The 12,832-nt window shown below is 68.5% G+C and carries 14 protein-coding genes; 11 read left to right on the plus strand and 3 right to left on the minus strand.

Annotation, left to right across the window (positions count from 1 at the left end; genetic code table 11):
* The first annotated feature begins 527 nt into the window (after nt 1-527).
* From infA to truA, 7 genes are all read left to right on the plus strand, one after another.
* Nucleotides 528-749, plus strand: a complete 222-nt coding sequence (gene infA, locus ABZ725_RS01400) for a translation initiation factor IF-1 (protein WP_003948620.1) — start codon at nt 528-530, stop codon at nt 747-749.
* Between the two features lie 73 nt (nt 750-822).
* On the plus strand, nt 823-936 hold the full coding sequence (gene rpmJ / locus ABZ725_RS01405; RefSeq protein WP_004984509.1) for a 50S ribosomal protein L36: 114 nt from the start codon (nt 823-825) through the stop codon (nt 934-936).
* A gap of 213 nt (nt 937-1,149) precedes the next feature.
* Entirely contained in the window at nt 1,150-1,530 is a 381-nt protein-coding gene (gene rpsM, locus ABZ725_RS01410) for a 30S ribosomal protein S13 (RefSeq protein WP_020132619.1), read from the plus strand.
* A 70-nt stretch (nt 1,531-1,600) separates the two neighbouring features.
* Nucleotides 1,601-2,005 (plus strand): 30S ribosomal protein S11, encoded by a 405-nt coding sequence (gene rpsK, locus ABZ725_RS01415; RefSeq protein WP_010354218.1) that lies wholly within the window; start codon nt 1,601-1,603, stop codon nt 2,003-2,005.
* Nucleotides 2,006-2,127: 122 nt separating this feature from the next.
* Entirely contained in the window at nt 2,128-3,150 is a 1,023-nt protein-coding gene (locus ABZ725_RS01420) for a DNA-directed RNA polymerase subunit alpha (RefSeq protein WP_003966937.1), read from the plus strand.
* Nucleotides 3,151-3,348: 198 nt separating this feature from the next.
* Nucleotides 3,349-3,861 carry a 50S ribosomal protein L17 gene (gene rplQ, locus ABZ725_RS01425; RefSeq protein ID WP_351903764.1) on the plus strand — a complete coding sequence of 171 codons (513 nt, stop codon included), beginning with the start codon at nt 3,349-3,351 and terminating at the stop codon, nt 3,859-3,861.
* Nucleotides 3,862-3,949: 88 nt separating this feature from the next.
* Nucleotides 3,950-4,807 carry a tRNA pseudouridine(38-40) synthase TruA gene (truA, locus tag ABZ725_RS01430; protein ID WP_358800792.1) on the plus strand — a complete coding sequence of 286 codons (858 nt, stop codon included), beginning with the start codon at nt 3,950-3,952 and terminating at the stop codon, nt 4,805-4,807.
* A gap of 22 nt (nt 4,808-4,829) precedes the next feature.
* Here the strand turns inward: truA and ABZ725_RS01435 are convergent, their stop codons facing one another.
* A complete protein-coding gene (locus ABZ725_RS01435; RefSeq protein WP_358800793.1) occupies nt 4,830-5,705 on the minus strand; it encodes a hypothetical protein in 876 nt (291 codons plus the stop codon).
* Nucleotides 5,706-6,113: 408 nt separating this feature from the next.
* Here ABZ725_RS01435 and rplM point away from each other — a divergent pair, with 408 nt between their 5' ends.
* From rplM to glmM, 3 genes are all read left to right on the plus strand, one after another.
* Nucleotides 6,114-6,557: a 50S ribosomal protein L13 gene (gene rplM, locus ABZ725_RS01440; RefSeq protein WP_358800794.1), complete on the plus strand. Its 444-nt coding sequence runs from the start codon at nt 6,114-6,116 to the stop codon at nt 6,555-6,557.
* A gap of 42 nt (nt 6,558-6,599) precedes the next feature.
* Entirely contained in the window at nt 6,600-7,121 is a 522-nt protein-coding gene (gene rpsI / locus ABZ725_RS01445; protein WP_351903752.1) for a 30S ribosomal protein S9, read from the plus strand.
* Nucleotides 7,122-7,402: 281 nt separating this feature from the next.
* Entirely contained in the window at nt 7,403-8,761 is a 1,359-nt protein-coding gene (glmM, locus tag ABZ725_RS01450; RefSeq protein WP_358800795.1) for a phosphoglucosamine mutase, read from the plus strand.
* A 124-nt stretch (nt 8,762-8,885) separates the two neighbouring features.
* On the opposite strand, the gene ABZ725_RS01455 is transcribed toward glmM, so the two are convergent.
* The gene (locus ABZ725_RS01455; protein ID WP_358800796.1) at nt 8,886-9,824 is read right to left on the minus strand and encodes a DUF389 domain-containing protein; all 939 of its coding nucleotides are present in this window, start codon (nt 9,822-9,824) and stop codon (nt 8,886-8,888) included.
* Between the two features lie 29 nt (nt 9,825-9,853).
* Complete coding sequence (gene coaA / locus ABZ725_RS01460) at nt 9,854-10,843, minus strand: type I pantothenate kinase (protein WP_358800797.1); 990 nt, start codon at nt 10,841-10,843, stop codon at nt 9,854-9,856.
* 131 nt (nt 10,844-10,974) lie between these two features.
* Between coaA and glmS the strand changes: the two genes are divergently transcribed.
* The gene (glmS, locus tag ABZ725_RS01465) at nt 10,975-12,822 is read left to right on the plus strand and encodes a glutamine--fructose-6-phosphate transaminase (isomerizing) (protein ID WP_358800798.1); all 1,848 of its coding nucleotides are present in this window, start codon (nt 10,975-10,977) and stop codon (nt 12,820-12,822) included.
* Nucleotides 12,823-12,832: the final 10 nt, after the last annotated feature.

Genomic DNA, 12,832 nt, shown 5'->3' on the forward strand with positions numbered 1-12,832 from the left:
CGCCGAGCCCGCGAGAGCGGCGTCGAGGATTGGTCGGGGGCAAGGCGAAGCTGGCGGAGCACGGGGTCGTGGCGGCGCCGGATCCGCTGGGCTGACGAAGACCTGCGCCCGTGCCGCCGGTCGGAGGGCGGCGCAGCCGCTTGAAGCTTGTGAGGCGCCCCGGCGCCGAGCCCGCGAGAGCGGCGTCGAGGATTGGTCGGGGGCAAGGCGAAGCTGGCGGAGCACGGGGTCGTGGCGGCGCCGGATCCGCTGGGCTGAGGCCCTTCCGTCCCGTCTCCGGGGGCTGTGCCCCCGGACCCCCCTTTCGGCCCGGACGGCCTCGTCCTCAAGCGCCGGACGGGCTGATTTGTGCTGGGCCGGGCTTACATCGCTTAAGGATCACCCTCGTGGGGCAGGCTTTCCCGATTCGTCTTTCCGGGTGCGCTGACGTAGACTGACTCGTCGGCTCTCGTGCACCCGCATGTCCGCATGCGCCCATTAGGGAAAGCGTGGGAGTCGATCAAGGTAGTCGATTCGAAGGGCGAAGCGTGGCCAAGAAGCAAGGTGCCATCGAGATCGAGGGCACTGTCGTCGAGTCTCTTCCGAACGCCATGTTCAAGGTCGAGCTCCAGAACGGCCACCAGGTCCTGGCACACATCAGCGGCAAGATGCGTATGCACTACATCCGTATCCTCCCTGACGACCGGGTCGTGGTGGAGCTGTCTCCGTACGACCTGACGCGTGGCCGGATCGTCTACCGGTACAAGTAGATCTTGCCCATGTCCCTGTGCGCCTTGGTGGGCGGGCAGGGTTGTCGGCAACTGACCCGGAGAACCTCACCCCATGAAGGTCAAGCCGAGCGTCAAGAAGATCTGCGACAAGTGCAGGGTGATCCGCCGTCACGGTCGGGTCATGATCATTTGCGAGAACCCGCGCCACAAGCAGCGCCAGGGCTGATCGCAGACAGATCACACCCTCTGCATCGATATCGCAGAGACTTCGCGCGACGCGAGCTGAATTTGTTCATACGCAGGACCCAGGCGTTTTTCTGCGCCTGATACCCCCGGCTCGGAGGCCGGGGACCCATTTCGTACCAAATCCCCGAAGGGGAGGACGGCGGATGGGAGGCGGTTCTGCGGAAGACCTCCGAAGATCAACTGGAGCCATTGAATGGCACGCGTTTCCGGTGTCGACATCCCGCGCGAAAAGCGCGTGGAGGTCGCCCTCACCTACGTGTTCGGCATCGGCCGGACCCTCTCCCAGGAGACGCTGGCAGCGACCGGCGTCGACCCGAACACCCGCGTTCGCGACCTCTCCGAGGAGCAGCTCGTCGCGATCCGCGAGTACGTGGACGCCAACATCAAGACCGAGGGTGACCTCCGTCGCGAGATCCAGGCCGACATCCGCCGCAAGGTCGAGATCGGCTGCTACCAGGGTCTCCGTCACCGTCGTGGTCTGCCCGTCCGCGGTCAGCGCACCAGCACGAACGCTCGTACCCGCAAGGGCCCGCGTCGCGCCATCGCCGGCAAGAAGAAGCCGGGCAAGAAGTAGTCCTCAGCGGACAACGCTTCATCAGCGGTCTTCGCTGTAGGACCGACCACCTCCCCGTAGGAGTTTGTAGATGCCCCCCAAGGGTCGTCAGGGCGCTGCCAAGAAGGTGCGCCGCAAGGAAAAGAAGAACGTCGCGCACGGCCAGGCGCACATCAAGAGCACGTTCAACAACACGATCGTGTCCATCACGGACCCGGCCGGAAACGTGATCTCGTGGGCCTCCGCCGGCCACGTCGGTTTCAAGGGCTCGCGCAAGTCCACGCCGTTCGCCGCGCAGATGGCCGCCGAGTCGGCTGCCCGTCGCGCGCAGGAGCACGGCATGCGCAAGGTCGACGTCTTCGTCAAGGGCCCGGGCGCCGGTCGTGAGACCGCCATCCGCTCCCTGCAGGCCACGGGCCTCGAGGTCGGCTCCATCCAGGACGTCACCCCGACCCCGCACAACGGCTGCCGTCCGCCCAAGCGTCGCCGCGTCTGACGCACGGCTGCTTGTCGGGCTGAGGTTTTCGGGCGGTACGGCTCCTTCGGGTCGTATCGCCCGTACCCTTGTCACATATCAGGACGTCAAATAGCGGGCGTCCCTGACAGAAGGATCGCAACATGCTGATCGCTCAGCGTCCCTCGTTGACCGAAGAGGTCGTTGACGAGTTCCGCTCCCGGTTCGTGATCGAGCCGCTGGAGCCGGGATTCGGCTACACCCTCGGTAACTCCCTCCGCCGTACCCTCCTCTCCTCGATCCCCGGCGCCGCTGTCACCAGCATCCGGATCGACGGCGTGCTGCACGAGTTCACCACCGTGCCGGGCGTCAAGGAGGACGTCACCGACCTGATCCTCAACATCAAGCAGCTCGTCGTGTCGTCCGAGCACGACGAGCCGGTTGTGATGTACCTGCGCAAGCAGGGTCCGGGTCTGGTCACCGCCGCCGACATCGCGCCTCCGGCCGGTGTCGAGGTGCACAACCCCGACCTGGTCCTCGCCACGCTCAACGGCAAGGGCAAGCTGGAGATGGAGCTGACCGTCGAGCGCGGTCGCGGTTACGTCTCCGCGGTGCAGAACAAGCAGGTCGGTCAGGAGATCGGGCGCATCCCGGTCGACTCGATCTACTCGCCGGTGCTCAAGGTCACGTACAAGGTCGAGGCGACCCGTGTCGAGCAGCGCACCGACTTCGACAAGCTGATCGTCGACGTCGAGACCAAGCAGGCGATGCGTCCGCGTGACGCCATGGCCTCCGCCGGTAAGACGCTGGTCGAGCTGTTCGGTCTGGCCCGTGAGCTCAACATCGACGCCGAGGGCATCGACATGGGTCCGTCCCCGACGGACGCAGCCCTGGCCGCTGATCTGGCGCTGCCGATCGAGGAGCTCGAGCTCACCGTTCGGTCGTACAACTGCCTCAAGCGTGAGGGCATCCACTCCGTGGGTGAGCTCGTGGCTCGTTCCGAGGCCGACCTGCTCGACATCCGCAACTTCGGTGCGAAGTCGATCGACGAGGTCAAGGCGAAGCTGGCCGGCATGGGCCTGGCCCTCAAGGACAGCCCGCCCGGATTCGACCCGACCGCTGCGGCTGACGCGTTCGGCGCCGATGACGACGCGGACGCCGGTTTCGTGGAGACCGAGCAGTACTGAGCGCTCCGCGGGGAGGCCGTACTGCGTCTGCGGACCGGCTGTGGCTGGTCGCGCCCACGCGACGGAGTCGCATATTGGCACCGCCCCGCGCCCCTTCCAGGCCCCTTCGGGGGCCTGGATCTCCGACAGGTAACCGCCTGCTCGGATACTGACCTCGGTACCTGATACGGCCGGGGCAGACACCCTAGGAGAGACATCATGCCGAAGCCCACCAAGGGTGCCCGTATGGGCGGCAGCGCCGCGCACGAGAAGCTGCTCCTCGCGAACCTCGCGAAGGCGCTTTTCGAGCACGGTCGTATCACCACCACCGAGGCGAAGGCGCGCAAGCTGCGTCCGTACGCCGAGCGTCTGGTCACCAAGGCGAAGAAGGGCGACCTTCACAACCGCCGTCAGGTGCTCCAGGTGATCACGGACAAGAGCATCGTGCACACGCTCTTCACCGAGATCGGCCCGCGCTACGAGAACCGTCCGGGTGGCTACACCCGTATCACCAAGATCGGTAACCGTCGTGGCGACAACGCGCCCATGGCTGTCATCGAGCTGGTCGAGGCGCTGACGGTCGCGCAGCAGGCCACGGGTGAGGCCGAGGCTGCCACCAAGCGTGCGGTCAAGGAAGACGCCCTCAAGAAGGACGAGGTCGTCGAGGACGCCAAGCCCGCTGCCGAAGAGGTCGCGGACGAGGCTCCGGCCGGGGAGTCCAAGGACGCCTGAGGCTCTGCCTTGCAGTGAACGGGTCCGCCCCTCGGGGGCGGGCCCGTTCCGCGTTCTCCGCAGGATGCAGGCTTGAGAGGATCTAGGGGTGAGTGACGAAGTACAGCCCGGGTTCGTACGGGTGCGGATGGACCTGTCGTACGACGGGAGCGGGTTCTCCGGGTGGGCCAAGCAGGCCGGCGGCCGGCGGACCGTGCAGGGGGAGATCGAGGACGCCCTGCGGACCGTCACGCGGTCGAAGGACACGACGTACGAGCTGACCGTGGCCGGGCGGACGGACGCCGGGGTGCACGCGCGCGGGCAGGTGGCGCACGTCGATCTGCCGGAGGGACTCTGGGCCGAGCACCGGGAGAAGCTGCTCAAGCGGCTGGCCGGGCGGCTCGCCAAGGATGTCCGTATCTGGTCCCTCACCGAGGCGCCGGACGGGTTCAACGCACGCTTCTCGGCGATCTGGCGGCGGTACGCGTACCGGGTCACCGACGATCCGGGCGGTGTCGATCCGCTGCTGCGCAGTCACGTCCTCTGGCACGACTGGCCCCTCGACGTCGACGCCATGAACGAGGCGGCGCGCAGGCTGCTCGGCGAGCACGACTTCGCCGCCTACTGCAAGCGGCGGGAGGGGGCGACCACCATCCGCACCCTGCAGGAGCTGAGTCTGGTGCGGGGGGACGACGGGATCGTCACCGCGACCGTTCGGGCCGATGCGTTCTGTCACAACATGGTGCGGTCGTTGATCGGCGCGTTGCTGTTCGTGGGGGACGGGCACCGGGGGGACGAGTGGCCCGGGAAGGTGCTGGCCGCGGGGGTGCGGGACTCCGCCGTGCATGTCGTGCGGCCGCACGGGCTGACGCTGGAGGAGGTCGGCTACCCGGCCGACGAGCTGCTCGCCGCGCGCAACAAGGAGGCGCGCAACAAGCGGACGCTGCCGGGGGCCGGCTGCTGCTGAGCCGGCCCCTGGAGGGAAGGCGTCAGCTGTTGGCGGCCGCGGAGGCCTGGGCCTCGCCGCGGCGGCGGATCTGCTGGAACGCGAACTCGGCGAGGTCGTCACCCGCGGTGAAGACGGCCGTGTCCTTCGTGGTCACGTCCTTGCCGTTCGCGAAGCCGGTGATCGTGAAGTAGGCGTACCGGCCGTAGGAGTTGGTCGTCGAGCGGCAGATCGCGCCGTTGCAGAAGGCCTTGACGTCCCCGCCGGTGAGGGCCTTGACGATGCTCTTGTCGTCGGACTGGCTCTTGACCTTGAGGGCCTGGGCCTCGGTGTCGAAGACGGCCACGCCGACCGTGGTCGCGATGCCGTCCTTGGTGTACGTGACCCGCATGATGCGGGTGCAGCCGTTGGCGGTGAGGACGGTGGGGAGAGTGCCCCCCGCGCCCGTCGTGCACGTGGTGCTGTCGGCCTTCGGGCCCTTCTTGTACACGGCCGAGCCCATGGTCAGCTGGGTGCCGGGGAAGAGGAGGTCGGGGCCGTTGGGGGCGGTGTCCTTGGCCTTGCTGGAGACGAACTCCTTCGGGTCCAGCGGGGGCGGGGCGCTGGTCGGCGCGAAGGACGGGGTGGTGGACGCGCTCGGCAGATCGGCGGTCGCGGGCAGTGAGGAGGTGGGCTTGTTCGCCTCGTCGCTGCCGTTCGCCGAGACCACGGCCATGGCCACGGCGGTGCCGATGGCGATCGTGGCGAGCGCGCCCCCGCCTATGAAGAACACCCGACGGCGCTTGTTGCGCGTCTCGGACGCCTCGGCGAGCGCGGCCCAGTCCGGGGTCCGGCCGTCATCGCCGGTGGTCCACGGCTGCTGGGAGTTCGGTTTCCACGGATCCCACTGGGACTGAGGTCCCCCCTGCCCATAGCTCATGGGGCGCATCTTAGACGGGCATCGGCGTGTCGTGTTGCGCCCCAACAGGCGCTGGAGCCCCTGGCGTTCCGGGCGTGAGCGGCCGTGAGTGCGGGCAAAGACGACATCTCCGGGTGGTTGGTGCGGCATTTCCCCAGGCCGCCGCTCAGGGTGTGGCGCGGGCCACTCCGGAAGGCCGTTTCCGGTGGTCGCGGGGCTCGTTTTGACCAGGCCCCCGAGACGCGGGTATTCTGCTTCTTCGTTGTGTATTGGCTTGCTCTTCTCACGGGACGGGCCCTTACACCGGTCCACCGGGCCGATGACATGCGACCAGCACGCGGTATGCGTCACCGCAGTGCGGTCAGGGCTGTCGATCGTCTTCGGTGACCTTGTCAGGACCATTCACTGAAGAAGCGAAGGCTACGAACCGTGCGTACGTACAGCCCCAAGCCCGGCGATGTGACGCGCCAGTGGCACGTCATCGACGCTCAGGACATCGTCCTGGGCCGTCTCGCCACCACTGCCGCCTCCCTTCTGCGAGGCAAGCACAAGCCGATCTACGCGCCCCACGTCGACACCGGTGACTTCGTCATCATCATCAACGCCGACAAGGTGCACCTCTCCGGCAACAAGCGGACCCAGAAGATGGCCTACCGCCACTCCGGGTACCCGGGTGGTCTGCGCTCCGTGCGCTACGACGACCTGCTGGCGAACAACCCGGAGAAGGCCGTCGAGAAGGCCGTCAAGGGCATGCTCCCCAAGAACACGCTCGGCCGTCAGATGCTCTCGAAGCTGAAGGTCTACAGGGGTGACGTGCACCCGCACGCGGCACAGCAGCCTGTGCCGTTCGAGATCACCCAGGTCGCGCAGTAATTCCGGCCACACCCCCAAGCTGAAGAGAATCTGAGGAGAACCGTGGCCGAGACCACTGCCGAGCAGCCGCTCGAAGAGACCGAGCTCGTCGACATCGACAGCTACACCACCGAGTCCGAGGTCCCCGTCGAGGGTGAGTACACCTCGGAGTCCCTGGCCTCCCGCTTCGGCGAGCCCCAGCCGGCCGCCGGCCTGGGCCGTCGCAAGAACGCCATCGCCCGCGTCCGGATCGTTCCGGGCTCCGGGAAGTGGAAGATCAACGGTCGCACCCTCGAGGACTACTTCCCGAACAAGGTGCACCAGCAGGAAGTCAACGAGCCGTTCAAGGTCCTCGAGCTCGAGGGTCGCTACGACGTCGTCGCCCGGATCTCCGGCGGCGGTGTCTCGGGTCAGGCCGGTGCGCTCCGTCTCGGTGTCGCCCGTGCGCTGAACGAGGCCGACGTGGACAACAACCGCGGCGCGCTCAAGAAGGCCGGCTTCCTCACGCGTGACGACCGTGCGGTCGAGCGCAAGAAGGCCGGTCTCAAGAAGGCCCGCAAGGCCCCGCAGTACAGCAAGCGTTAAGCTTCGCTGCCTGCTCGTACGTATACCGGGTCGGGCCGGTTCGGTCCGACCCCACGTACTCCGAACGCCCCGGCGGCACGCCACAGTGTCGCCGGGGCGTTCGTTTTCTCGCAGTTCTGGGCGTATAACGGCACAAGGTGCTCAAAGGCTTGTGTGATCGGATGTTCAGGGCATGCAATGCCTGAATGCGGGATGTCGGACTGTGGGAGCCGCCGCAGACCGGACGGCCATCCGGCGCGCCCCGCACGGCTTTTGAAACTGACGCTTCCTCAGGAGGACAAGTGGGACGACTCTTCGGCACGGACGGCGTGCGCGGTGTCGCCAACGCGGATCTGACGGCGGAGATGGCTCTTGGCCTGTCCGTCGCCGCGGCGCACGTGCTGGCCGAGGCGGGCACGTTCGAGGGGCACCGGCCGGTGGCCGTCGTCGGACGGGACCCGCGTGCGTCCGGGGAGTTCCTGGAGGCCGCCGTGGTGGCCGGCCTGGCGAGTGCGGGCGTCGACGTGCTGAAGGTCGGCGTGCTGCCGACGCCCGCCGTCGCTTATCTCACCGGTGTGCTCGGCGCGGACCTCGGCGTGATGCTCTCCGCCAGCCACAACGCCATGCCCGACAACGGCGTCAAGTTCTTCGCCCGCGGCGGTCACAAGCTCGCCGACGATCTCGAGGACCGCATCGAGTCCGTCTACGAGGAGCACCGCACCGGAGCGCCCTGGGAGCGGCCGACCGGCAGCGGCGTCGGGCGGGTCCGCTCGTACGACGAAGGGTTCGACCGTTACGTCGCCCACCTCATCGCCGTCCTGCCGAACCGGCTGGACGGGCTGAAGGTCGTCCTCGACGAGGCGCACGGCGCGGCCGCGTGGGTGTCGCCCGAGGCGTTCACCCGGGCCGGCGCGGAGATCGTCACCATCGGGGCCGAGCCGGACGGGCTCAACATCAACGACGGCTGCGGGTCCACGCACCTCGGCAAGCTGAAGGACGCGGTCATCGAGCACGGGGCCGCCTTCGGCATCGCGCACGACGGCGACGCGGACCGGTGCCTCGCGGTGGACCACACCGGCGAGGAGATCGACGGCGACCAGATCCTCTCCGTGCTGGCCCTGGCCATGCGGGAGCGGGGCGTGCTGCGCTCGGACACCGTTGTCGCGACCGTCATGTCCAACCTCGGCTTCAAGCTGGCCATGGAGCGCGAGGGGATCCAGCTGGTGCAGGCCGCCGTCGGCGACCGGTATGTGCTGGAGGAGATGAAGGAGCACGGGTACGCGCTGGGCGGCGAGCAGTCCGGGCACGTGATCATCCTCGATCACGCGACGACCGGTGACGGCACGCTGACGGGCCTGATGCTGGCGGCGCGCGTCGCCGAGACCGGGAAGTCGCTGCGGGAGCTGGCCTCGGTGATGGAGCGGCTGCCTCAGGTGCTGGTCAATGTGCCTGACGTCGACAGGTCCCGGGTCGGGGACTCCGCCGAGCTCGCCGTCGCCGTCGCCGAGGCGGAGCGGGAGCTGGGGGCCACCGGGCGGGTGCTGCTGCGGCCTTCCGGGACCGAGCCGTTGGTGCGGGTGATGGTCGAGGCCGCGGACATCGAGCAGGCGCGGTCTGTTGCGGGGCGGTTGGCGGATGTGGTGAAGTCCGCGCTCGGCTAGCCGCCGGGGTGCGGGTGCGGGTGCCGGGTTCGGGGTGGGGGTTCTGTGCGTTGCGGGGTGCGGGTGCTTCGTGGCTTGTCGCGCCCACGCGGCGGAGCCGCAAATCGAGCAGAGCCCCGCGCCCCTAGGTGGGTTGACTCGACCGGCGTTGTCTTGCCCAGAAGTACTTCTGGGCCAGCAGGGTCAGGGTGCCTGCCAGGATGATGCCCAGTAGGTTCAGTAGGAGTTGTTCTGTTGAGCCCCAGGTCTGCTTCGTGTCGCCGTAGCTGAGGGCTACGGCGGCGTTGGCTGCGGCCGGGACTGTCGTCACCGAGATGGCCACGCCGACCAGGGCGCCGGACTTCGCCGACGTCAGGGAGAGGGTGCCGGCGGCTCCTGCCAGGACGGCCACGATGAACGAGAACGCGTCGGGGGCGTAGACGAAGCCGGTCTGGGGGCGGTCCGCCTCCAACTGCTCCTTGCTGAACAGGTCCAGGCCGTCCATGAAGAGGCTGAAGCCGACCGTCACGGCGATGGCCACGGCGAAGCCGACCAGCAGGGCGATCAGGGAGCGCAGGGCCAGGCGGGGGGCGCGCTGCACGATCGATGTGCAGATGCCGGCCAGGGGGCCGAACTCCGGGCCGACGGCCATCGCGCCCACGACCAGGATCGCGCTGTCCAGGACCACACCGCAGGCCGCGATCATCGTGGCCAGGGTGATGAAGGCGACGTAGGTGACGGAGAGCGTCGACTCCTCGTGGGTGGCGTCCGTGAGGTGCTCCCACAGGACCGCGTCGGCGCCCTCGCCCGGCGCCTCCGCCTCGGCCTTGTCGGCGCGCCGGGACAGCGACAGGTCGATGTTCTCCACGGCGATCGAGCCCGTTTTGTCGAGGCCCAACTCCTGTAGCCCGGTGAGGAGTTCGTCGCCCGCCTCGCGTGCCACATCGCACAGGACGACATCGCCGACCGGGTTGCGGGCCGCGCCCGTCAGCACCACGAGGTGGGTGGTGCCGACGGTCCGCTCGATCAGCCGGACGACGTCGTCGGTGCTGTCGGACGGGGTGATCAGGCGCAGGTGCAGCATGGGGGCAGGGTAGCCGTCGGAATCCGGCGTCAGAGTTTGCGCAGGCTCAGGCGTTGGACCTTGTGGTCCTGGCCCTTGCGGACCACCAGGGTGGCGCGGCCTCGGGTGGGGGCGATGTTCTCCACCAGGTTGGGCTTGTTGATGGTGCGCCACATCGTGCGGGCGTAGTCGAGGGCCTCCTCCTCCGAGACCTGGGTGTACTTGCGGAAGTACGAGGAGGGGTCCTGGAACGCCGTGTCGCGCAGTTTGCGGAAGCGGTTGAGGTACCAGCGCTCGATGTCCTCGACACGGGCGTCGACGTACACGCTGAAGTCGAAGTAGTCGGCGAGGCCGACGCGGGTGCGGCCGTCGTTGCCGGGCAGGGCGGGCTGCAGGACGTTGAGGCCCTCGACGATGAGGATGTCGGGGCGGCGGACGGTGAGCTTGCGGTCCGGCACGATGTCGTAGATCAGGTGGGAGTAGACGGGGGCGGTGACCTCGTCCTTCCCTGCCTTGATGTCGGCCACGAAGCGGGTCAGGGCGCGGCGGTCGTAGGACTCGGGGAAGCCCTTGCGGGACATCAGACCGCGGGCTTCCAGTTCTCTGGTGGGGAGCAGGAAGCCGTCCGTGGTGACCAGTTCCACGCGGGGGTGTTCCGGCCAGCGGGAGAGCAGGGCCTGCAGCAGGCGGGCGACCGTCGACTTGCCGACGGCCACGGAGCCGGCGACCCCTATGACGAACGGGGTGCCCGACTGGGAGCCCTGTTCGCCGAGGAAGGTGTTCAGGGCGCCGCGCAGGCCGTCGGTGGCGCCGATGTAGAGGTTGAGCAGGCGGGACAGCGGGAGATAGATGTCGCGCACCTCGTCGAGGTCGATGACGTCGCCCAGGCCGCGCAGCTTCTCGACCTCCTCGGCGGTCAGCGGCAGCGGCGTCTTCTCACGCAGCGCGCTCCACTCGGGGCGGGTGAGGTCGACGTAAGGAGTCGCCTCCGGCCTGTGCCGGTGGGCGCTCCGGGGCATCGAGGAGACCGGAGAGATCACAGTCCATTGTTAACGGAGTTTGAACGGGATGGCGGGTGGGCTCCGTCACGTCCATGGAACTCCAGCAGAATTTCCGAAATCGGGCACGCGGAGGCTCTTTCGGGGCGGGGTTCGGTCGTAGGCTGCCGCGCATGTGCGGAATCGTGGGATACGTGGGGTCTCAGTCGGCGCTAGAGGTCGTCATGGCCGGGCTGAAACGGCTGGAGTACCGGGGGTACGACTCGGCGGGAGTCGCCGTTCTGGCGGACGGCGGGCTCGCCGCCGCCAGGAAGGCGGGCAAGCTCGTCAATCTGGAGAAGGAGCTCGGGGCGCGACCGCTGCCGACCGGGCCGACGGGAATCGGGCACACACGGTGGGCCACACACGGCGGGCCGACCGATGCGAACGCCCATCCGCATCTCGACAACGCCGGGCGGGTCGCCGTCGTGCACAACGGGATCATCGAGAACTTCGCCCTGCTGCGGGACGAACTCGCCGAGCGGGGGCACGAGCTGGGCTCCGAGACCGACACCGAGGTCGTCGCGCATCTGCTCGCCGAGGAGTTCTCCGCGACCTCCGATCTGGCGGAGTCGATGCGCCTGGTGTGCCGGCGGCTGGAGGGGGCGTTCACGCTGGTCGCGGTGCATGCCGACGAACCCGGTGTGGTGGTCGGCGCGCGGCGGAACTCGCCGCTCGTGGTGGGCGTTGGAGAGGGCGAGGCCTTTCTCGCCTCGGACGTCGCCGCGTTCATCGCCCACACGCGGTCGGCGATCGAGCTGGGCCAGGACCAGGTCGTCGAGCTGCGGCGGGACGGAGTGAGCGTCACCGGGTTCGACGGGCTGCCGGCGGAGGTCCGGGAGTACCACGTCGACTGGGACGCGTCGGCTGCGGAAAAGGGGGGTTATGACTACTTCATGCTCAAGGAGATCGCCGAGCAGCCCAAGGCGGTCGCCGATACCCTGCTGGGCCGGATCGACGGCTCCGGTGCGCTGACCCTCGACGAGGTGCGGATCCCGGCCTCCGAGCTGCGGGAGGTCGACAAGGTCGTCATCGTCGCCTGCGGCACGGCCTTCCACGCCGGTCTGATCGCCAAGTACGCCATCGAGCACTGGACGCGGATCCCGTGCGAGGTGGAGCTGGCCAGTGAGTTCCGGTATCGGGATCCGATCCTGGGCCCACGCTCGCTCGTCATCGCCATCTCGCAGTCCGGCGAGACCATGGACACCCTGATGGCGCTGCGGCACGCCCGCGAGCAGGGCTCCAAGGTGCTGGCGATCTGCAACACCAACGGCTCGACCATCCCCCGTGAGTCGGACGCGGTGCTCTACACGCACGCCGGGCCGGAGGTGGCCGTCGCGTCCACCAAGGCGTTCCTGACGCAGCTGGTCGCCTGCTATCTGGTCGCGCTGTACCTCGGCCAGGTGCGCGGCACCAAGTGGGCGGACGAGATCCGGGCCGTGGTGCGGGACCTCGCGCGGATCTCCCATGAGGTCGAGCGGGTGCTGGAGACCATGGAGCCGGTGCGGGAGCTGGCGCGGTCGCTCGCCGGGAAGGACACCGTGCTGTTCCTGGGGCGGCACGTGGGATACCCGGTCGCGCTGGAGGGTGCGCTCAAGCTGAAGGAGCTCGCCTACATGCATGCGGAGGGGTTCGCCGCCGGTGAGCTGAAGCACGGTCCGATCGCCCTCATCGAGGAGGACATGCCGGTCGTGGTGGTGGTGCCCTCGCCCCGGGGGCGGTCCGTCCTCCACGACAAGATCGTGTCCAACATCCAGGAGATCCGGGCGCGGGGCGCGCGCACGATCGTCATCGCGGAGGAGGGGGACGAGGCGGTGGCGCCGTACGCCGACCATCTGATCCGGATTCCGGTGACCCCGACTCTGCTCCAGCCGCTGGTGGCGACGGTGCCGTTGCAGGTGTTCGCGTGCGAGCTCGCCACCGCGCGAGGCAACGAGGTGGATCAGCCGCGGAACCTGGCGAAGTCGGTGACGGTCGAGTAGGCGGTGCCGG

The organism is Streptomyces sp. NPDC006872 (assembly GCF_040635845.1).
In the GTDB taxonomy this organism is placed as follows: Bacteria; Actinomycetota; Actinomycetes; order Streptomycetales; family Streptomycetaceae; genus Streptomyces.